15 protein-coding genes are annotated in these 21,831 nt (G+C 62.6%); 5 read left to right on the top strand and 10 right to left on the bottom strand.

Going from position 1 to position 21,831, the window contains the following annotated elements:
• The first annotated feature begins 49 nt into the window (after nt 1-49).
• Nucleotides 50-406: a lipoprotein gene (locus tag LOY37_RS03560; protein ID WP_045195929.1), complete on the top strand. Its 357-nt coding sequence runs from the start codon at nt 50-52 to the stop codon at nt 404-406.
• A 39-nt stretch (nt 407-445) separates the two neighbouring features.
• Here the strand turns inward: LOY37_RS03560 and gdhA are convergent, their stop codons facing one another.
• Together gdhA and ettA are read right to left on the bottom strand one after the other, a co-directional pair.
• Complete coding sequence (gdhA, locus tag LOY37_RS03555) at nt 446-1,783, bottom strand: NADP-specific glutamate dehydrogenase (protein ID WP_045196574.1); 1,338 nt, start codon at nt 1,781-1,783, stop codon at nt 446-448.
• A gap of 232 nt (nt 1,784-2,015) precedes the next feature.
• Nucleotides 2,016-3,680, bottom strand: a complete 1,665-nt coding sequence (ettA, locus tag LOY37_RS03550; RefSeq protein WP_045195926.1) for an energy-dependent translational throttle protein EttA — start codon at nt 3,678-3,680, stop codon at nt 2,016-2,018.
• Nucleotides 3,681-3,947: 267 nt separating this feature from the next.
• Between ettA and LOY37_RS03545 the strand changes: the two genes are divergently transcribed.
• Both LOY37_RS03545 and glyA read left to right on the top strand, forming a co-directional pair.
• Nucleotides 3,948-7,778: an EAL domain-containing protein gene (locus LOY37_RS03545; protein ID WP_093387881.1), complete on the top strand. Its 3,831-nt coding sequence runs from the start codon at nt 3,948-3,950 to the stop codon at nt 7,776-7,778.
• 358 nt (nt 7,779-8,136) lie between these two features.
• Nucleotides 8,137-9,390 carry a serine hydroxymethyltransferase gene (glyA, locus tag LOY37_RS03540; RefSeq protein WP_093387878.1) on the top strand — a complete coding sequence of 418 codons (1,254 nt, stop codon included), beginning with the start codon at nt 8,137-8,139 and terminating at the stop codon, nt 9,388-9,390.
• Nucleotides 9,391-9,508: 118 nt separating this feature from the next.
• Here the strand turns inward: glyA and yjiA are convergent, their stop codons facing one another.
• From yjiA to LOY37_RS03525, 3 genes are all read right to left on the bottom strand, one after another.
• Nucleotides 9,509-10,465 (bottom strand): GTPase, encoded by a 957-nt coding sequence (gene yjiA, locus LOY37_RS03535; RefSeq protein WP_093387875.1) that lies wholly within the window; start codon nt 10,463-10,465, stop codon nt 9,509-9,511.
• A gap of 90 nt (nt 10,466-10,555) precedes the next feature.
• The gene (locus LOY37_RS03530) at nt 10,556-10,753 is read right to left on the bottom strand and encodes a YbdD/YjiX family protein (protein ID WP_010226397.1); all 198 of its coding nucleotides are present in this window, start codon (nt 10,751-10,753) and stop codon (nt 10,556-10,558) included.
• A gap of 18 nt (nt 10,754-10,771) precedes the next feature.
• Nucleotides 10,772-12,838 carry a carbon starvation CstA family protein gene (locus tag LOY37_RS03525; RefSeq protein WP_045195915.1) on the bottom strand — a complete coding sequence of 689 codons (2,067 nt, stop codon included), beginning with the start codon at nt 12,836-12,838 and terminating at the stop codon, nt 10,772-10,774.
• Between the two features lie 182 nt (nt 12,839-13,020).
• On the opposite strand from LOY37_RS03525, the gene LOY37_RS03520 reads away from it, so the two are divergent.
• Together LOY37_RS03520 and LOY37_RS03515 are read left to right on the top strand one after the other, a co-directional pair.
• A complete protein-coding gene (locus LOY37_RS03520; RefSeq protein WP_045195914.1) occupies nt 13,021-13,386 on the top strand; it encodes a PilZ domain-containing protein in 366 nt (121 codons plus the stop codon).
• Between the two features lie 263 nt (nt 13,387-13,649).
• The gene (locus LOY37_RS03515; protein WP_045195912.1) at nt 13,650-15,170 is read left to right on the top strand and encodes a nucleobase:cation symporter-2 family protein; all 1,521 of its coding nucleotides are present in this window, start codon (nt 13,650-13,652) and stop codon (nt 15,168-15,170) included.
• A gap of 61 nt (nt 15,171-15,231) precedes the next feature.
• Here LOY37_RS03515 and LOY37_RS03510 read toward each other — a convergent pair whose 3' ends face one another.
• The 5 genes from LOY37_RS03510 to LOY37_RS03490 form a co-directional block, all read right to left on the bottom strand.
• The gene (locus tag LOY37_RS03510; protein WP_258716316.1) at nt 15,232-16,398 is read right to left on the bottom strand and encodes a Fic family protein; all 1,167 of its coding nucleotides are present in this window, start codon (nt 16,396-16,398) and stop codon (nt 15,232-15,234) included.
• A gap of 161 nt (nt 16,399-16,559) precedes the next feature.
• A complete protein-coding gene (locus LOY37_RS03505; protein WP_258716315.1) occupies nt 16,560-17,906 on the bottom strand; it encodes a TolC family outer membrane protein in 1,347 nt (448 codons plus the stop codon).
• 5 nt (nt 17,907-17,911) lie between these two features.
• The gene (locus LOY37_RS03500; protein WP_093387869.1) at nt 17,912-19,246 is read right to left on the bottom strand and encodes an HlyD family type I secretion periplasmic adaptor subunit; all 1,335 of its coding nucleotides are present in this window, start codon (nt 19,244-19,246) and stop codon (nt 17,912-17,914) included.
• Nucleotides 19,247-19,248: 2 nt separating this feature from the next.
• Complete coding sequence (locus LOY37_RS03495) at nt 19,249-21,024, bottom strand: type I secretion system permease/ATPase (RefSeq protein ID WP_258716314.1); 1,776 nt, start codon at nt 21,022-21,024, stop codon at nt 19,249-19,251.
• A 160-nt stretch (nt 21,025-21,184) separates the two neighbouring features.
• On the bottom strand, nt 21,185-21,802 hold the full coding sequence (locus tag LOY37_RS03490; RefSeq protein WP_093387863.1) for a heme acquisition protein HasA: 618 nt from the start codon (nt 21,800-21,802) through the stop codon (nt 21,185-21,187).
• Between the last annotated feature and the right edge of the window lie 29 nt (nt 21,803-21,831).

The following is a 21,831-nucleotide window of genomic DNA, read 5'->3' as shown; positions in this document are numbered from 1 at the left end:
GCCGACAATTGCCCGCCTAGACTTTCCCTGGCAAGCGGAGAGTCTGAACATGCGGCGGTACTGGCTGGTAATGGTGGTAATGGGTGTGCTCACAGGTTGCCAGACAACCCATGAGCAATTGATCAATCAAGGTTACCCACCGGCCTATGCCGATGGCTTCCAGGACGGTTGCAGCAGCGGTCGCCAGGCCGCCGGGGTGATGGCCGGGGACTTTCGCAAAGACGTGCCGCGCTACCTGCACAACCGCCAGTACGAGTCCGGCTGGGACGACGGCTTTCGCCAGTGCCACGCCATGCAGGAGAACCAGGACCTGCAGGAGTATCGCGCCCGTCACTGGGATGAGCGCGATGAGCAGTGGCAGGAAGAAAAGGATCGCGACGCCGCGCGCGCCTATCGACACAAATAGGCCGCAAGCACCCGAGGTCGTCGCCGTCGAGCCCGAGACTTAAACCACGCCCTGGGCCAGCATGGCATCGGCAACCTTGACGAAGCCGGCGATGTTGGCGCCTTTGACGTAGTTGATGCGGCCGTTCTCTTCGCCGTAGTGCACGCAGGCGTGGTGGATCGACTGCATGATGTTGTGCAGCTTGCTGTCCACTTCACCGGCGGTCCACAGCAGGCGCATGGCGTTCTGCGACATCTCCAGGCCACTGACGGCCACGCCGCCGGCGTTGGAGGCCTTGCCCGGGGCGAAGAGGATGCCGGCCTCGATGAAGATATCCACAGCCTCGAGGGTGGTCGGCATGTTGGCGCCTTCGGCCACGCAGAGGCAGCCGTTGCGCAGCAGGGTGCGGGCGTCTTCGGCGTCCAGTTCGTTCTGCGTCGCGCATGGCAGGGCAATGTCGCAGGCCAGGTTCCAGGGGCGCTGGCCCTTGCGGAACTCCAGGCCGAAACGTTCGGCCAGCTCGCTGATACGGCCGCGCTTGACGTTTTTCAGCTCCATCAGCGCATCCCACTGCTCGTCGCTCATGCCGGCTTCGCAGTACAGGGTGCCTTCGGAGTCGGACAGCGAGATCACCTTGCCGCCCAGGTCCATGACCTTGCGCGCCGCATACTGAGCAACGTTGCCGGAGCCGGAGATGGCCACCCGGCGACCGTCGATGCGCAGGTCCTGGCGCTTGAGCATTTCTTCGGCGAAGTACACGCAGCCGTAGCCGGTGGCTTCCGGGCGGATCAGGCTGCCGCCGTAAGTCATGCCTTTGCCGGTCAGCACCGAGGTGAACTGGTTGGCCAGGCGCTTGTACTGGCCGAACAGGAAGCCAATCTCGCGGGCGCCAACGCCGATATCGCCGGCCGGCACATCGAGGTCGGCGCCGATGTGGCGGTACAGCTCGCTCATGAATGCCTGGCAGAAGCGCATGACTTCGGCATCGCTCTTGCCCTTCGGATCGAAGTCCGAGCCGCCCTTGCCGCCGCCCATGGGCAGCGAGGTCAGGGAGTTCTTGAATACCTGTTCGAAGGCCAGGAATTTGAGCACGCCAAGGTTCACCGAGCGGTGGAAGCGCAGGCCGCCCTTGTACGGGCCGATGGCACTGCTCATCTGGATGCGGTAGCCGCGGTTGACCTGGACCTTGCCCTGGTCATCGACCCACGACACGCGAAACAGGATCGCCCGCTCAGGCTCGACCATACGCTCGAGGATACCGGCCTGCAGGTAGTGGGGATTGGCTTCGAGGAACGGCCAGAGGCTGCGCAGCACCTCTTCGACCGCCTGATGGAATTCAGGCTGGGCCGGGTCGCGTTGCTTGAGGCGGGCGAGGAAATCTTCGACAGATTCGATCATGTAGACATTCACCAGATGGAGTTGGACTTATGTTTTTTCCTCGACTTTACCAAGAAGCCACGGCACCGCAACAGGGCGCAATGTCGTTTTTATGAAATTAAATGGTGCATTTGTATAAGTGTATACATGTTAAGCCGTATCGCGAGGCGAGCCAGCTCCTACAGGGCCGGGTTAAATTTCGGGCAAAAAAAACGGGACCCGAAGGCCCCGTTTCAGTGCAAACCCCTGAGGGTCATGCCAGTTTTTTGTGCCGTACGCGGTGCGGCTGGGCAGCCGCTTCGCCCAGGCGTTTCTTGCGATCGGCTTCGTACTCGGTGTAGTTGCCTTCGAAGAACACCGCCTGCGAATCGTCTTCGTAGGCCAGGATGTGGGTCGCCACGCGGTCCAGGAACCAGCGATCGTGAGAAATCACGATAGCGGCGCCCGGGAAGTCCAGCAGAGCTTCCTCCAGCGAACGCAGGGTTTCGACGTCGAGGTCGTTGGACGGTTCGTCGAGCAGCAGGACGTTGGCGCCCTCTTTCAGGGTCAGGGCCAGGTGCAGACGGCCGCGCTCACCACCGGAGAGGTCCTTGACGAACTTCTGCTGGTCGCCGCCCTTGAAGTTGAAACGGCCAACGTAGGTGCGCGACGGAATCTCGTAGGTGCCGATGCGCAGCTGGTCGGAGCCGTCGGAGATCTGCTGGAACACGGTCTTGTTGCCGTCGAGGTCTTCGCGGCTCTGGTCGACGCAGGCCAGTTGCACGGTTTCACCGATCTCGATGCTGCCCGAGTCCGGTTGTTCCTTGCCCATCAGCATGCGGAACAGAGTCGATTTACCGGCACCGTTACCGCCGATCACGCCGACGATCGCACCTTTTGGCATGGAGAACGACAGGTTGTCGATCAGCACGCGATCGCCATAGCCCTTGCTGACGTTCTTGAACTCGATGACCTTGTCACCCAGGCGCGGACCGGCCGGGATGTAGATCTCGTTGGTCTCGCTGCGCTTCTGGAATTCCTGCGACTGCATTTCTTCGAAGCGTTGCAGGCGGGCCTTGGACTTGGACTGACGTGCCTTGGCGCCTTTGCGCACCCACTCCAGTTCTTCCTTCATGGCCTTTTCATGGGCCGACTGCTGCTTGGATTCCTGGGCCAGACGATCGGACTTGGCTTCCAGCCAACCCGAATAGTTGCCTTCATACGGAATACCGGCGCCGCGGTCGAGCTCGAGGATCCAGCCGGCAACGTTGTCGAGGAAGTACCGGTCGTGGGTAATCGCGACCACGGTGCCCGGGAAGTCGTGAAGGAAGTGTTCCAGCCAGGCGACGGAATCGGCGTCCAGGTGGTTGGTCGGTTCGTCGAGCAGGAGCATGTCGGGGGCCGACAGCAGCAGGCGGCACAGGGCCACACGGCGCTTCTCACCACCGGACAGGTGCTCGACCTTGGCTTCCCACGCTGGCAGGCGCAGGGCGTCGGCGGCCACTTCCAGCTGGCGCTCGAGGTTGTGACCGTCGCTGGCCTGGAGGATGGCTTCGAGTTTGGCCTGTTCGGCGGCCAGCTTGTCGAAGTCGGCATCCGGCTCGGCGTAGGCGGCGTAGACCTCGTCCAGGCGGGCCTGGGCGTCCTTGATCACGCTGACCGCTTCCTCGACCACTTCACGCACGGTCTTGGACGGGTCCAGCTGTGGCTCCTGTGGCAGGTAGCCGATGTTCAGGTCCGGCATCGGACGGGCTTCGCCGTCGAACTCGGTATCGACACCCGCCATGATTTTCAGCAGGGTGGATTTACCCGAGCCGTTGAGGCCGAGCACGCCGATCTTGGCGCCGGGGAAGAAGGACAGCGAAATGTTCTTGAGGATTTCCCGCTTCGGCGGGACAACCTTGCCCAGCCGATGCATGGTATAGACGTATTGAGCCATGGAAAAACCTAGCGTCAGAGACGAAAAAATAGAAACGAAACAGATGAAGGGCGCCGTGGCGCCCAGGAAAGGGCCAAAGCTACCGTAATGCGCCGGGTTGGGCAAACCGCCGACGAACAGGGCTGGCACTTTGCCACGTTTGCGGGCATGCTAGCCGCCCTTCGGGCGTCCGGCTTATAGTGCGCAACCGGAGCCGTCGCCAGGAACGCGGCACTTGCCAACCAGCAGCTCTAAACCTGCCATCCAGCCATACCGCAGGATCAACGTTTGACCAATCTCACTCAGCCGTCATCCCTGCGCAAGCCGGCCACTGCGTCAGGCTCGCCGCTGCGCGGCTCATTGAAAGGCGCGCTGGCCCTGTTGGTGCTGTTGCTGCTAGGCCTGCTGCTGTGGCAGTTGATCGCCCAGTTCCGTCATACCCAGGCTGACCAGTACCAGCACAGCCTGAACGCCAGCGCCGAGCTCGCCGACCACATGAGCCTGAACATGGCGCTCAAGGCCCAGGTGGCGCTCAACCAGATCCAGCCCTACCGCTCATCGCCTGCCCCTGAGCAACTGGCGCAGGTCATCGCGCAACTGCGCCAGCAGCAGCCCAAGCTGCTCAGCGTCGCCTGGATTGGTGCCGATGGCAGCCTGCAGGCCGACAGCCTGAAGGATACACCCGATTACCAGGCACTGGACGAACTGCTGCGGCTCAACCAGGGCCGCGACTTCTATTACAGCAACAGTGCCGACAACCAGCAGGTCTACCTGTTGCTACGCCAGCCGGGCGAGGCGCCCAGCGGCTACTGGTTCCTGCGCCTGGCCCCGGGTTACTACAGCGACCTGACCAACCACCTGGACCGCCCCAATCACCCGTTGTGGCTGCTGGAAAACAGCCGCACCGGCGAGATCATCAACCGCCACCAGCCGACCCCCGGCAGCGACGAGCCGCTGCAAAGCGTGATGCTGGCGTTCCTCGACAACAGTACCTGGCAACTGCGCGGCCTGTTCGATGCCGGCCTTGCCCGCCAGCAACTGCTGCCGGCGCTGATCGGCAAATGCATGCTCGGGCTGTTCTGCGCGCTGATCCCGCTGCTGGCGCTGATCAACATGCGCCGCCGCCATCGCCTGCTGCAGGAAAGCCGCCGACGCTATCACGATATCTTCGAAGGCACCGGGGTCGCCCTGTGCGTGCTAGATCTCTCGGGCCTGCCCGGCCAGCTCGAGCGCTATCGCCTGCGCAGCCGCCCGGCGCTGGAACAGCGCCTGGCTTTCGACCAGCCATTGCGGCGGATTTTGCTCCAGGAGCTGAAAGTCACCGAGGTCAACCAGGTGGCCTTGCAACTGCTGGGCGTCAACTGTTGCGACAGTGCCTGGCAACGCCTGGTCGAAGGCTCGCAGACCGGTAACGAAGGCATCGGCATCCAGCTCCTCGGGGCGATCCTCGACAACCAGCAGCAGCTGGAGCTGGAAGTGCGCCTGCCGGTGCCCGGTGGCGACGACCTGCACCTGTGGCTGATGGTGCGTTTCCCGCAGCAGCGCCGCGATTACCAGGCAGTGATCCTCAGCATAAGCGACATCACCAGCCGCAAGCAGGTCGAGCTGTCGTTGCTCGAGCGCGAAAGCTTCTGGTCGGATGTGGTGCGCACCGTGCCCGACCAGTTGTACGTCCAGGACGTGCATAGCCAGCTGATGATCTTCAGCAACCGCAACCTCGGCCAGACCCTGGGTTACAGCCGCACCGAGCTTGCGCAGATGGGCGACCATTTCTGGGAGGTGCTGCTGCACCCGGACGACGCCCAGCTCTATCACCAGTTGCGCCAGCAGCAACGCGATTCGGGCTACGTCGAGCAACTGCATTGCCAGCTGCGCTTCCGTCACCACGACCAGCGCTGGCTGCGTTTCGACATCCGCGAGCAGGCCCTGACCCGCGACAGCGCAGGTTGCGTGACGCGGATCATTGGCGTCGGCAAGGACGTTACCGAGCAGATCGAGGCCAGCGAGTCTCTGCGCGACAGCGAACAGCGCTACCGCATGCTCGCCGAAAGTATCAGCGACGTGATCTTCTCCACCGACAGCCAGTTGCAACTGAACTACGTCAGCCCGTCGATCCAGGCGGTGCTGGGCTTTGAAGTGGAGTGGATTTTCGAGAACGGCTGGCACTCGACCATCGCCAACCCGGCCCAGCTCACCGGTATCTACAGCCTGGTCGAGCGGGTCAACAAGGCCCTGGGCGACCCCGAACAGATGGAACTGCTGCGCACCCAGTTGCCGACCCAGCTGTTCCTGTTCGATTGCCTGCGCGCCGACGGCCGCAAGATCCCGATCGAGCTGCGCCTGGTGCTGGTCTGGGATGACCAGGAGCGCTTCGAGGGCATCCTTGGCGTGGGCCGCGACATCAGCCAGCAACGCCGCGCCGAGAAAGACCTGCGCATGGCCGCCACGGTGTTCGAGCATTCGACCTCGGCGATCCTCATTACCGACCCGGCCGGCTACATCGTCCAGGCCAACGAAGCCTTCAGCCGCGTCAGCGGCTATGCCGTGGCCGACGTGCTGGACCAGTTGCCGAGCCTGCTGACCGTCGATGAGCACCAGGATGCACACCTGCGCTACGTGCTCAAACAACTGCACCAGCGCGGCACCTGGGAAGGTGAAGTGTGGCTCAAGCGCCGCAGCGGCGAACATTACCCGGCCTGGGTCGGCATTACCGCGGTGCTCGACGATGAAGGCGACCTGGCCAGCTACGTGTGCTTCTTTACCGACATCAGCGAGCGCAAGGCCAGCGAACAGCGCATCCATCGCCTGGCCTACTACGACGCCCTGACCCACCTGCCCAACCGCACCCTGTTCCAGGACCGCCTGCACACTGCCCTGCAGCAAGCCGAGCGACAAAAGGCCTGGGTGGTGCTGATGTTCCTCGACCTCGACCGCTTCAAGCCGATCAACGACTCCCTCGGCCATGCCGCGGGCGACCGCATGCTCAAGGACATGGCCGAGCGCCTGCTCGACTGCGTCGATGACGACGACACCGTGGCGCGCATGGGCGGCGACGAGTTCACCTTGCTGCTGCAACCGCGCGCCACCCGCGAAATGGCCCTGAACCGGGCCATTCACGTGGCCGAGCAGATCCTTGGCAGCCTGGTGCGGCCATTCGTGCTGGAGAACCGCGAGTTTTTCGTCACCGCCAGTATCGGCATCGCCCTGAGCCCGCAGGACGGCAGCGAACTCAGCCAGTTGATGAAGAACGCCGACACCGCCATGTACCACGCCAAGGAGCGCGGCAAGAACAACTTCCAGTTCTACCAGGCCGACATGAACGCCAGTGCCCTGGAGCGCCTGGAGCTGGAAAGCGACCTGCGCCATGCCCTGGAGCAGAACGAATTCATCCTCTATTACCAGCCGCAGTTCAGCGGCGACGGCAAGCGCCTGACCGGTGCCGAGGCGTTGCTGCGCTGGCGTCATCCGCGGCGCGGGCTGGTACCGCCGGGGGATTTCATCCCGGTGATCGAGGAGCTGGGCCTGGTGGTCGATGTCGGCGACTGGGTACTCAAGGAAGCCAGCCGCCAGCTCAAGGCCTGGCACCAGGCCAAGGTGCGGGTGCCGAAGGTGTCGGTGAACATTTCGGCGCGGCAATTCTCCGACGGTCAACTGGGCGAACGCATCGCCACCATCCTCAAGGAAACCGGCCTGCCGCCGGCATGCCTGGAGCTGGAGCTGACCGAAAGTATCCTGATGCGCGAGGTCAACGAGGCCATGGTGATCCTCGACAGCCTGAAGAACCTCGGCCTGAGCATCGCCGTTGACGACTTCGGCACCGGCTATTCGTCGCTCAACTACCTCAAGCAGTTCCCCATCGACGTGCTGAAGATCGACCGCACCTTCGTCGACGGTCTGCCTGAGGGCGAGCAGGATGCACAGATCGCCCGGGCGATCATCGCCATGGCCCACAGCCTGAACCTGGCGGTGATCGCCGAGGGCGTCGAGACCCACGAACAGCTGGAGTTCCTCCGTGAACACGGCTGTGACGAAGTGCAGGGCTACCTGTTCGGGCGACCGATGCCGGCGCATCAGTTCGAGGCGCAGTTCAGCAACGAAACCCTGTTCATGTTCGAATAGGCAGGAAGCTGCAAGCCTTAAGCTACAAGCGGCAAGTTAGAAGCGTTACGCGTCCGGCCTTTGACTTGCCGCTTGAAGCTTGAAGCTTGTCGCTCATGGGCCCCATTTGTCTGCGACATGATGCCCTTTCATATGCCAGACAAATTAGGCAGGAAGCTGCAAGCCTTAAGCTACAAGCCTTAAGCTACAAGCGGCAAGTTAGAAGCGTTACGCGATCGGCCTTTGACTTGCCGCTTGAAGCTTGCAGCTTGTCGCTCATGAGCCCCACTTGTCTGCGACATGATGCCCTTTCATATGCCAGACAAAAGCTGATGAGGTAGAATGCCCGCCTATTTCAGCACGATCCTTGAGGACCGCCATGTTCAGCCGTGATTTGACCATTGCCAAGTACGACGCCGATCTCTTTGCCGCCATGGAGCAAGAAGCTCAGCGCCAGGAAGAACATATCGAGCTGATCGCCTCGGAAAACTACACAAGCCCCGCTGTCATGGAAGCCCAGGGCTCGGTGCTGACCAACAAGTACGCCGAAGGCTACCCGGGCAAGCGCTACTACGGCGGTTGCGAATACGTCGACGTGGTCGAGCAACTTGCCATCGACCGTGCCAAGGAGCTGTTCGGCGCCGATTACGCCAACGTCCAGCCGCACGCTGGCTCGCAAGCCAACAGCGCCGTCTACCTGGCCCTGCTGTCGGCCGGCGACACCATCCTGGGCATGAGCCTGGCCCACGGCGGTCACCTGACCCACGGCGCCAACGTCAGCTCCTCGGGCAAGCTGTACAACGCCATCCAGTACGGCATCGACGCCAACGGCCTGATCGACTACGACGAAGTCGAGCGCCTGGCGGTCGAGCACAAGCCGAAGATGATCGTTGCCGGTTTCTCGGCCTACTCGCAGATCCTCGACTTCCCACGCTTCCGTGAAATCGCCGACAAGGTCGGTGCCTACCTGTTCGTCGACATGGCCCACGTTGCCGGCCTGGTCGCTGCAGGCGTGTACCCGAACCCGGTGCCATTCGCCGACGTGGTCACCACCACTACCCACAAGACCCTGCGCGGTCCACGTGGCGGCCTGATCCTCGCGCGTGCCAACGCCGAGATCGAGAAGAAGCTCAACTCCGCAGTATTCCCGGGCGCCCAGGGCGGCCCGCTGGAGCACGTGATCGCCGCCAAGGCCATCTGCTTCAAGGAAGCGCTGCAGCCTGAGTTCAAGACCTACCAGCAACAAGTGGTGAAGAACGCCCAGGCCATGGCCGGTGTGTTCATCGAGCGCGGTTTTGACGTGGTCTCCGGCGGTACCCAGAACCACCTGTTCCTGCTGTCGCTGATCAAGCAGGAAATCTCCGGTAAAGACGCCGACGCCGCCCTGGGTCGCGCCTTCATCACCGTCAACAAGAACTCGGTACCGAACGACCCACGTTCGCCGTTCGTCACCTCCGGCCTGCGCTTCGGCACCCCGGCTGTGACCACTCGTGGCTTCAAAGAGGCCGAGTGTAAAGAACTGGCAGGCTGGATCTGCGACATCCTCGCCGACCTGAACAACGAAGCGGTGATCGACGCCGTTCGCGAGAAGGTCAAGGCCATCTGCGCCAAGCTGCCGGTATACGGCAACTAAGCTCAGTTGTGATGTGAAAAAGCCCGGCTCTAGAGCCGGGCTTTTTGTACCTGTAGGAGCGGGCTTGCCCCGCGATGCAATAGTGATCGCACCATCGCATCGCGGGGCAAGCCCGCTCCTACAGAGTCAAAGCCTCAAACCCTTCGCGAATCTTCGCCTCCGGCAAATCGTCGGCAATGAACACCATCACACTCTCGCGCACTTCCCCCTCTGCCCACTCGGTATCCCAATCAAAGCCATAAAGCTTGAGCACCCCCTGGAACACCAGGCGCCGATCCTCGCCGGCAATGTTCAACACGCCCTTGTAGCGAAGCAGTTGCTTGCCGTGCTCTTCAAGCAACTGGTTCATGAACTCGCTGAGGCGGTCGATATCCAGCGGCAGGTCGGTGCGCAGGACCATGCTGGAGATCCGGTCGACACTCGGCGCCGCTACTACCGGGCGCACGTTCAGACTGGCATTGAGGTTGAAACCCCGCACATCGAGCAACTCGGCCAGATCGATCTTGCCGTGTTCCACCACCCGGATCGGCGCACGGCGGTTGATCCGCCCCAGGCGCTCGCTCAAGGCCTGGAAGCTGGCGGCGTCGACCAGATCGGTCTTGCTCACCAGCAGGCGGTCGGCAAAACCGACCTGGGCCTGGGCAATGGCCTGGGTCAGGTGCTGATCGGCGTGCGCGGCATCCACCAGGGTGATGATGCCGTCGAGGATGTAGCGCTCGCGCAGCTCTTCATCGATGAAGAAGGTTTGCGCCACCGGCGCCGGGTCGGCCAGGCCCGTGCATTCGATCACCAGCCGGTCGAAGGCGATCTCGCCGCTGTCCAGGCGCTCGAGCAGCAGGAACAGCGCCTTGGTCAGGTCGGTGTGGATACTGCAGCACACGCAGCCGTTGGCCAGGGTCATGACCTGCACCGGCTCGTCGCCGAGCAGTTGGGTATCGATGCCGGCATCGCTGAATTCGTTTTCGATCACGGCAATCTTCAGGCCGTGCTCGGCCTTGAGCAGGTGGCGCAGCAAGGTGGTCTTGCCGGCGCCGAGAAAGCCGCTGAGCACGGTAACGGGAATTGGAGGTAACAAACCGAATACTCCTGAACGCTGAAAATGACTGTGGGAGCCCGGCGCGAACCGGGCTCCCACAGCTTTGTCACTGGCCTTGCATGCCGCTTTTCAACAGCACTTTGGCCCACCCTTGCCGCCGTAACGTGCCTCCTGGCGTTCGCGGAAGAACTCCTCGTAGGTCATTACCGGCTTGTCCGGGTGCTTGGTCTGCATATGCTCGACGTAGTTGTCGTAGTCGGGCATGCCGACCATCAGGCGGGCTGCCTGCCCCAGGTACTTACCCAGTCGACCGAGATCGTTGAACATCACTGCATTCCTCTTGGGTTACGCATCCGGCAGGGCCTGGAACGGGGACTCTTTGTCAGTCCGCTCTTTTTTGCCCAGGGCAGCGATGCCGACCTTGAGGGCGAAGAACAGAATGCTGAAGACCACGAACAGGAACAGGCCGGTCAGGGCCGCGTTGGTGTAGGCGTTGAAGATCACGTGCTGCATCTGCCCGATGTCCTTGGCCGGGGCCAGCACCTGGCCGGCGTCGAGCGCGGCGCTGTACTTGTTGGCCAGGGCCAGGAAGCCAACCGCCGGGTTCGGGTCGAACAGCTTGATGAAGCCGGCGGTGGTGGTGCAGATCAGCAGCCATACCGCAGGCAGCAAGGTGACCCAGATGTAGCGCTGGCGCTTCATTTTGATCAGCACCACCGTGCCGAGCATCAGGGCGATACCGGCGAGCATCTGGTTGGAGATGCCGAACAGCGGCCACAAGGTGTTGATACCACCTAGCGGATCGATCACGCCCTGGTACAGCAGGTAGCCCCAGAGCGCCACGCAACCGGCGGTGGCGAGCAGGTTGGCGCCCCACGATTCGGTGCGTTTGAGCGCAGGCACGAAGCTGCCCAGCAGGTCCTGGAGCATGAAGCGCCCGGCACGGGTACCGGCGTCCACCGCTGTGAGGATGAATAGCGCCTCGAACAGGATCGCGAAGTGGTACCAGAAGGCCATGGTGTTTTCACCCGGCAGCACCTGGTGAAGGATCTGCGCGATACCCACTGCCAGGGTCGGCGCACCGCCGGCACGGGCCAGGATGGTGTGCTCGCCGATGTCCTTGGCGACCGCTTCGAGGGCATCAGGGGTGATGGCAAAGCCCCAGCTGCTGACGGTTTGCGCTACCGAGACGACATCAGAGCCGACCACCGCGGCCGGGCTGTTCATGGCGAAGTACACGCCAGGCTCGATCACCGAAGCGGCAACCATGGCCATGATCGCCACGAACGACTCCATGAGCATGCCGCCGTAGCCGATGTAGCGGGCGTTGACTTCGTTATCCAGCAGCTTGGGCGTGGTCCCTGAGGAAATCAGCGCATGGAAGCCCGATACCGCGCCGCAGGCAATGGTGATGAACAGGAACGGGAACAGGGTGCCCTTCCACACCGGGCCGGTACCGTCGGTGAACTGAGTCAGCGCCGGCATTTTAAGCTCCGGGGCGATGATCAGGATGCCGATGGCCAGGCCAACGATGGTGCCGATTTTGAGGAAGGTCGACAGGTAGTCACGCGGCGCCAGCACCAGCCAGACCGGCAGCACGGCGGCGACGAAACCGTAGCCCACCAGCATCCAGGTGATCTGCACGCCGGTAAAGGTGAACGCCGGGCCCCAGACCGGGTCGGCGGCAACCTGGCCCCCCAGCCAGATCGACAGCAACAGCAGCACCACGCCGATCAGCGAGATCTCGCCGATATGGCCCGGGCGGATGTAGCGCATGTAGATGCCCATGAACATCGCGATCGGGATGGTCGCCATCACCGTGAACATGCCCCACGGGCTCTCGGCCAGGGCCTTGACCACGATCAGCGCCAGCACCGCGAGGATGATGATCATGATCAGGAAGCAGCCGAACAGGGCGATGGTGCCCGGGATCCGGCCCATTTCTTCACGGACCATGTCACCCAGCGAGCGGCCGTTGCGGCGGGTGGAGAGGAACAGGATCATGAAGTCCTGTACCGCACCGGCCAGCACCACCCCGGCAATCAGCCAGAGCGTACCGGGCAAGTAGCCCATCTGCGCCGCCAGCACAGGACCGACCAACGGGCCGGCGCCGGCAATCGCGGCGAAGTGGTGGCCGAAAAGAATGTGTTTGTTGGTCGGCACGTAGTCCAGACCGTCGTTGTTGACCACCGCCGGGGTGGCCCGACGCGGGTCCAGCTGCATCACCTTGGTGGCGATGAACAGGCTGTAGTAGCGGTAGGCGACCAGGTAGATGGCCACCGAGGCGACGACGATCCACAAGGCGTTGATGGCCTCGCCACGACGCAGGGCAACCACACCCAGCGCACAGGCTCCTATGACTGCCAGCGCCAGCCACGGAATGTGGCGTAGCAGGCTATTATTGTTGTTCATGGTTTGCTTCCAGCTAGTGGATAAAAGACAGCCTTTCGAGTCTAGCGATACTGGCAGGAAAGGCCAGCCCCCACGTTGGTCTAGAGCCCTCCAGCGTGGTTGAACAAATCTCGTTATGCGCCCTTGCGCGGGCCTTGGCAAGTGCTGAGCTATAGTCAGGAAGAACCCCGGAGTGCCTGAACATGAGCGACCACCAAGAACGTCGACGTTTCAAACGCATTGCCTTCGACGCCCCCACCGAACTGGTGCAAGGCGAACACCGTTGGCAGGTCAGCCTGCTGGACATCTCCCTCAAGGGCATATTGATCGAATACCCCGAACCCTGGGACGCCGACCTCGAAGAGCTGTTCGATGCGGTGATTCACCTGGGTGAAGGCGCGCAGGTCGAGATGCAGGTGCAACTGCGCCATATCGATGAACAGCAGCTCGGCTTTATCTGCCTGCACATCGACCTGCCTTCGCTGGAGCATCTGTGCCGCCTGATCGAGCTTAATCTGGCCGATCGCACCGAACTGGAGCGCGAGTTCCACCAACTGATCGAAGTTTAGAAACTCTTAGCTTCCTACCTACCTTCCCCCAAATACCTTTCTTGTCCGTTTGGACAGCTTTATAGCCAGCCCCACGGTGCCCGCACGAGGCCCTGTGGCGCTGGCCTGTGGCTCTTGGAACAGAATCTGCATCCAGCCCTGAAGCCAAACCATGGGTAGGACTGTTCCTACGCAAATCTAAAAATTGTATACAATTGTTCTGGCATTCACGTGTAGGACTTGTCTACAGTAGCGCCACAACAATAAAACTGAGAACTTGCCCCATGAATACGTCCTCCCCTAGCACGTCTTCAGCCCAGCGTCCCGAAGACGAGAACCTGGGCCTTGGCGCCAACCTGGCTTATGGCCTGCAGCATGTTCTGACCATGTACGGCGGTATCGTCGCCGTGCCGTTGATCCTCGGCCAGGCGGCCGGCCTGGGCCCTGCCGACATCGGCCTGCTGATCGCCGCCTCGCTGTTTGCCGGTGGCCTCGCCACCCTGCTGCAAACCCTCGGCCTGCCGTGGTTCGGTTGCCAGCTGCCGCTGGTGCAGGGCGTGTCGTTCGCCGGTGTAGCAACCATGGGCGCAATTCTCAGCAGTGAAGGTGGCGGTGGCTTGCCCGGGGTACTGGGCGCGGTCATGGCGGCGTCGCTGATCGGTTTTCTGATTACCCCGGTGTTCTCACGGATCACCAAGTTCTTCCCGCCGCTGGTGACCGGCATCGTCATCACCACCATCGGCCTGACCCTGATGCCAGTGGCCGCGCGCTGGGTCATGGGCGGCAACAGCAAGGCCCCGGATTTCGGTAGTATGGCCAACATCGGCCTGGCCGGGCTGACCTTCGTCATCGTCCTGGTGCTGAGCAAGCTGGGCAGCGCGACCATCTCGCGGCTGTCGATCCTCCTGGCCATGGTCATCGGCACCCTGATTGCCTGGTCGCTGGGCATGGCTGACTTCAGCAAGGTCCTCGACGGCCCGCTGGTGGCGATGCCGACGCCGTTCCACTTCGGCATGCCGACCTTCCACATCGCCGCCATCCTGTCGATGTGCATCGTGATCATGGTGACCCTGGTGGAAACCTCGGCGGACATCCTCGCAGTCGGTGAAATCATCGACACCAAGGTCGACTCCAAACGCCTGGGCAACGGCCTGCGCGCCGACATGGCCTCGAGCATCCTGGCGCCGATCTTCGGCTCCTTCACCCAGAGCGCCTTCGCCCAGAACGTCGGCCTGGTGGCCGTGACCGGGGTCAAGAGCCGCTACGTGGTGGCCACCGGCGGGGTGATCCTGGTAGTGCTCGGCCTGCTGCCGATCATGGGCCGGGTGATTGCCGCGGTGCCGACCTCGGTACTCGGTGGCGCCGGCATCGTGCTGTTCGGCACCGTTGCCGCCAGCGGTATCCGAACCCTGTCCAAGGTCAGCTACAAGAACAACGTCAACCTGATCATCGTCGCCGCCTCCCTGGGCTTTGGCATGATCCCGATCGCTGCGCCGAACTTCTACGCGCAGTTCCCCAACTGGTTCGAGACCATCTTCCACTCCGGCATCAGCTCGGCAGCGATCATGGCTATCGTCCTCAACCTGGTGTTCAACCACTTCACCACCGGCAACTCCGACCAGCAGTCGGTGTTCGCTGCCGCTTACGAACGCACCATCCACTACTCGGACATCTCCGCCCTGCGCGATGGTGACTACTTCGAAGATGGCAAGCTGTTCAACGCCGAGGGCATAGAAGTGCCGGTGATGAGCGAGGGCGAGCATGGAGAACCGCCGGCGCGACGAGAGACGGTTTCGGAACACTGAATGAGTTAGCGGTTGAATCTTCGGGGCCGGTGCACATGCACCGGCCTTTTCTATCGAGTCGCTAGTGTTGCGCCGATGACAGCTGCTGGGTAATGAATCCCTCGTTAGTCAACGCACGTATTACTCCGCGCAATAGATAGCTGTGCGAAAAGCCCAATGTGTATTGTCGTGCGCTGGGCTTGATGGGGACAAGCATGCCACGCTCAACCAGTTTTTTGATCTGGTACGTGCGTTGAGGGCCCTTGAGCCCTGGCATTGCTGCGGCCAGATCACTCGACCTGGCAATTGCACCGTCACTGTCGAGCAACAAGCGCAGGACTCCGTATTCAAGCTCGGTAAGTAATGTCCGCTCACGGGCGTGGGCCAGGGCTGGTGCCAGGATGGCCTGTTTCAGATAGCTGTAGTCCAACAATCGATCCAGCTTCCTGAGTTCGTCGAGAATGCCCCTCAGAACATACTCGCACCAGCGCTCCAACCCTTCGGCGGTGCCTGAATCTGCCTCGCCAAGCATCTCGTAATAGCGTTCACGGTCATTGCAGAACACCGCCGTGGGGTTGAGCAAACGCCCGCCAGCAGCGACGTTGAATCCGTACTTGATCAACATCACATAGGTCAGCAATCGCACCACACGGCCATTGCCATTACTGAACGGGTGAATCCAGCCGAATCGATGATGAGCGATTGCCACCTTCATCAGGTCGTACTTTTGCGGATCCCTACGATTGATGAAGGCAACCAGCTCCTCCATGTAACCTTGAACCTGCACTGCATCGGGCGGGAAATGCTTCGACTGGGCAATACGTACCTGGTCCGAGCGAAAACTCCCTGGGGTTCGATCGCCTTCTCTGTCGAGATCGTCGACGGTAATGGCATGCAACTCACGCAGCAGGTGCAGGCCTACGTCATCTGCCTCACTGAAATGATCCTCAACGAAAGTCATCGCCTTTTCGATATTGGATACTTCGCGAAGCTGGTCCGATGCTGAATCAGTCCCCTCCACTTTGCTTTCGACGTAATCCGCAAGTGTCGTGTGATTACCTTCGATTCGTGCCGAACCCAAGCTTTCCAGAAGGTGGAAAATGCTCTTGAGCTGAAAGAACAGACTGGGAGGCGTGGTGCCCGCAAGCTGATAGCGGCGTAAGTGCTCAAGCTCCGTCAAGACATCCACCAACGGCGAATCGAAGGACGGGTTGAGCAGTTCCAGTTCGTGGTGTTTGAAAGTCGGCATGTCAAATTATCTCTAGAGCGCTTCCACAGCAAGTCAAAACATAGCACATGAAAGCCCCGTTTTTATTGGACATACCAACAAAGCAGCTAAGCAATTATGTCAAAACCTGGCGAACGACAAGTCAAACACCTGATTGCTGCATGTCAAACGGCAAGCTGATCTCAGCGTCCCGCCAGGCCCTGCGAGCGACTCTTAAAATAGCCATTCAATTGCTGCAAATCCTGCGCCTCCAGCACCCCGGCCAGATAACGTAACTGCAGCCAGGCGCGCAGGTAGTCGTAGCGCGCCTGGGCCAGGTCGCGGCGGGCGCTGTAGAGCTGCTGCTCGGCATCGAGCACGTCGAGGTTGACCCGCTCACCGCCGGCCACGCTTCTGCGCGTAGCGCTAATCAAGCCGCGGGCGGATCTGACTGCCAGTTCATAGGCACGGATCTTCGCCGTGCTGCTGGCGCAGAGATTGAATTGCTTGCGCAGCTGGTTGACGGTATCGGCGATCTGCCCGTCGAGGCTGAAACGCGCACTGTCACGCTCGGCAGCTGCCTGGCGGGTCGCGGCCGACACCCCGCCGCCGGCGAACAGCGGCAGGCTGATCTGGATGCCGATGCTGTCGGTATCATAGCGCTGGTCGTAGCTGCTTTCCGAGCTTGAGCTGGATTTGCCGTTGCTGGCGTAGGCGCTCAACGTTGGCAGGTGACCGGCGCGCTGGCGCTCGACGGCGTAGTCGGCGGCAACCAGGGCGTGTCGTTGGGAGGCCAGCTCGGCGTTGTGGGCAACCGCCAGGTCGCGCCAGCTTTCAAAACCCAGAGGCTGCAAAGGTTGAACGCGAAATTCGCCACTCAAGGGCGCCAGGTCGGCGACTTCCAGCGGTTCGCCAATGATCGCCTGCAGGCTCCGCAAGGCCGCATCGAGGTTGTCGCTGGCTTCGATTTCCTGGGCCTGGGCCAGTTCGTAACGGGCCTGGGTTTCCAGCAGGTCGGTGCGGGTGCCCTCGCCGCCCTTGAGCAGGCGCCGGTTCAATTGCAGTTGCTCGGCATAAGCGCGCCGCTGGGCCTGGGCCAGGGCGATCTGTTCGTCGGCGAACAGTGCTTCGCTGTAGGCGGCGAACACCCGCACCGCCAGTTCCTGGCTGCGGCTGCGAAAGCGCTCGTCGGCCAACAGCGCCTTGGCCACGCCCTGGCGGTACTCGGCCCAGGCGCCATAGTCGAACAGCGGCTGTTGCAAGGTCAGGGTCGAGGAATAGCTGCGGTAGTCACGCTGGCTGGTGACGTTGCCGCGGGCGTTGGTCTGGGTCACTTCGGAGTCGTTGCGGGCATTGTTGTAGCGGTAGGACAGGTTCGGCAGCAGCGCCGCGCGGCCAATGGCGCGGCTCTCAAGGCCGGCATCGCGTTCGGCGATGGCGGCATGGAAGACCGGATCGTTACGCACCGCCAGGGCATAGGCATCGCCCAGGTCGACGGCGGCGGCCGAAAGGCTGGCACCCAGCAACAGCAGGCAGCACATCGCACGCATCGACATCATTCCTCCGCCAGGGCGACATGCACCCGGTCGGTCAACGGCTTGAACAGATAATTGAGCATCGAGCGCTCGCCGGTACGCACGAAGGCTTGCACCGGCATGCCGGGGCGAATGTCCTGGCCGGCCAGTTGCTGCAAGCCGGCATCGCTGACCTTGGCGCGCACCTGGTAGTAAGGTTGCTGGGTTTGCTCATCGACCAGGCGATCGGCCGAGACCAGGGTCAGTTCGCCATCGACGCGCGGAGTTTTGCTCTGGTTGAAGGCGACGAACATGATCTCTACCGGCAGGCCCGGATGCAGGCGATCGACCAGCTCCACCGGGGCGCGCGCATCGATCAGCAAGGGCGCGTCCATCGGGACGATCTCCATCAGTTGCTGACCACGGGCAATCACCCCGCCATTGGTGAACACGCTCAGGCCCACCACCGTGCCGCTGGCCGGGGCGCGCAGCTGGGTGTTGGCCAGTTCGAAGGCGGCGCTGCGCAGGCGGTTGCCGAGGTCTTCAGCACTGGACTGCATGTCGCTCAGCTGCTGGCCGACTTCGCGCTGGTATTCCTGCTGACGTTGGGCCATGCGCAGTTTCAGCTCCAGGACCTGGCGGCGGCTGCGGCCGATATTGCCCAGGTCTTCGGAAATCGCGCCGTTGATCTGCGCGTACAGGCGTTCGCTGTCGAGCAGGCGGTTGCGCGGGATATAGCCGTCACGGGCCAGTTCGCGCAGGCCCTGCAATTGCTCGGCAAGCGCGGCGCGCTGTTCCTGCTTGTGGCTCATCGAGCCCTGCACGCCAGCCAGCATGGCCTCGGCGCCGGCGATGTTTTCGCGCAGGCCGGCCAGTTCCATGTCCAGCGACTGGCGGCGGCTGCTGCGCAACTGGCGTTGCAGTTCCAGGGCGGTGGCGACCCATGGCTCGCTGACCAGTGCCTGCAACTCGGCCGGGAAAGTGATGCTTTCCAAGCCGTCACGCTCAGCTTGCAGGCGCGCCTCGCTGGCCCGGGCGTTGACGTATTGCACCCGCAACGAATCATGCTGGGCCTGGGCCTGGGTGGCGTCCATCTGCACCAGCACCTGGCCGGCGCTGACGCTGTCGCCATCGTGCACCAGCAGGCGTTCGATAGTTCCGCCGGTGGGATGCTGCACCGCCTGGCGGCTGCCGGCGACCACCACGTTGCCCGACACCGGCACGCCTTTGTCCAGCGGCGCCAGGGCTGCCCAGAGGATGAAACCGCCAAAGCCGCCGATCACCAGCCAGCGGCCCAGGCGGCTGTGACGGCGGGCATCGAGGCTCAGCAGGTTGTCGGGAATGGCTTGAGCGTGAAGCGACTGAGGGGCGGTCATGATCAGGATCTCGGGGTGCCATAGCTCATGCTGACGCTGGCCGCGCTGCGCAGCGCCGGAGTCGGAGCAGGCGTGGGAATGCCGGCTGGTTTGTGGCTGCGCTGCAAATCCTGCAGCACCCGCGCAGTCGGGCCGAAGGCCTGCATCTGGCCGTTCTGCAGCACCAGCAGCTTGTCTACTGCGGCCAGCAGGCTGGATTTGTGGGTAATCAGGATCAGCGTGCGCTGTTGCGCCTTGACCTGGCGGATCGCCTCGAGCAAGGCGCGTTCGCCGAAGTCATCGAGGTTGGAGTTGGGTTCATCGAGCACGATCAGTGCGGGTAGGCCGTAAAGCGCCCGGGCCAGGCCGATGCGCTGGCGCTGGCCACCGGAGAGCCCCGCCCCGCCTTCACCAAGCTGGGTGTCATAGCCATTGGGCAGTTTCAGGATCAGCTCGTGGACACCGGCCAGTTGCGCAGCAGCCACCACCTGGTGCGAATCGACTTCACCCAAGCGGGCGATGTTCTCGGCAATGCTGCCGGCGAACAACTGCACGTCCTGGGGCAGGTAACCGATGTGCGCGCCGAGCAGGCCCTTGTCCCATTGCTGTAGCTCGGCGCCATCCAGACGCACCTTGCCGGCAGCCGGAGGCGCCGCGCCAACCAGCAAGCGCGCCAGGGTCGACTTGCCCGAGCCCGACGCACCAATGATGCCCAGGCTGTCGCCGGCCGCCAGTTCGAAGCCGAGGTTGGCCAGGCACGGCTTGCGCGTGCCCGGCTGCAGGGCGCTGAGTTGCTCCACCAGCAAGCGCCCGCTGGGTGCCGGCAACGGCATGCCGAGCGCACGCGGCGGTTGCTCGCTGAGCAAGCTGTGCAAGCGCTCATAGGCCTGGCGGGCCGAACCCCACTGGCGCCACACGGCAATCAATTGGTCGATTGGCGCCAGCACCCGGGCCATAAGGATGGAGCCTGCGATCATCATCCCCGGGGTAATCAGTTGCTCGATCGCCAGCCACGCGCCCAGGCCCAGCACCAGCGATTGCAGGGTCAGGCGCAGGCTCTTGGACACCGCAGTCACTGCCGCCGTGCGCTCGCTGCCCAGGTTCTGGCGCAGGAGAAAACCATGGTGCAAGCTGGCCCAGCGCTGGCGCACCGCCGCCAGCATGCCCATGGCTTCCATCACTTCGGCATTGCGCAGGTTGGCGCCAGCCTGTTGCCCGGCCTGCTGCGCCAACTGCCCGGCTTCGGCGAACGGCGCCTGAGTCAGGCGCTCGTTGACCCAGGCGAGGATCGTCAACAGCACCGCGCCCACCAGCGCCATCAAGCCCAGCCATGGGCTGAACAGAAACATCACCAACAGGTACACCGGGAACCACGGCGCATCGAAAAAGGCGAACAGCGCCTGGCCGGTGGCGAACTGGCGCAAGGTGGTCAGGTCGCTCAGCACCTGGTTCGCCGCGCCCTTGTGGCCGGCCAGACTGGCTTGGTAAGCGGCCTCGAACACCCGCGGGTTCAAGCGCATATCCATTTGCGTGCCAAGGCGGATCACCACCAGGCTGCGTACCCATTCCAGCAGGCCCATGAAGGCGAACAAGCCCAGCACCATCAGGCTGAGCATCAGCAGGGTCATCTCGTTGCCCGAGGACAGCACCCGGTCGTAGACCTGCAGCATGTACAGCGCCGGCGCCAGCATCAGCAGGTTGATCACCGCAGTGAACAGGCCGATGTTGGCAAAGCCGGCGCGGCAGGCCTTAAGCGCCTGCAACACTTCGTTGGCAGGGCGGGAGCGGGTGGCTTTCATGAACGTCCTCGACAGGGCAAGCCTGCGGGCGATTGACCTCGCCGGCGCAGGCTCGCAGAATTCGCACCACCGCCACCTGGGCCCGGCAAAGACGCAGGCGGCGGGGTAAGCAAGCAGCGAATGGAGGAGTGATCTTCCATTCGCTTTTTTTTACCTGGGGTCAGGCGGCCAGGGCGAAGTCGTCAGCCAGGGCCTGGACACCCACGACATCGGCCGAGGCCACGCTCAGCGGGCCGGCAGCCAACGCAGCACTGACCACGTCGAAGCTGTCGTCGGTAGACACGCCGTAGCCGGCCAGCAGGTTGTCCAGCACGCCTTCCAGGGCCGAGGTGTTGCCCTGCATCAGGCCGTAGATCACGCTCTGTACTTCGTTGCCGGCACGACCGGCGCCCAGCGCCGCATCCAGATCCAGGCCGTTGAAGCTGACCACGTAGTTGCTCAGGGTGAAGTCGCTACCGCTACCGCCGCCCAGCACCTGGCCCAGGGAAACGTTGTCCAGTTCGCCCCACAGGTAGTGGTTGAGGTTGTCACCGGCTGGCAGGCCGCGGTCGAACACATAGTGCAGACCATTGGCAGTGTTGCTGTCGGCGATGAATGCGTAGTCGGAGCCCTGGCTACCATGGGTAGCGTACTGGTCGCCGCTCAGGCTGCCGTTGCTGAAGCCGCCGGTATTGCTTTGTCCATGACCTGCAGTGACGAAGCCCGAAGTCCAGAACGCCAGGTAGTCATCGATCGACGAGCTGGAGAAGGCGGCATCGTAAGTAACGGAAAGAGTCATAACGGTTCCTCGTTGCATTGCATGATTGC

Source organism: Pseudomonas sp. B21-012 (assembly GCF_024749305.1).
Lineage (GTDB): Bacteria > Pseudomonadota > Gammaproteobacteria > Pseudomonadales > Pseudomonadaceae > Aquipseudomonas.
Note: the sequence above shows the minus strand (reverse complement) of the source record. Positions and strands in the feature narration are given on the sequence as shown.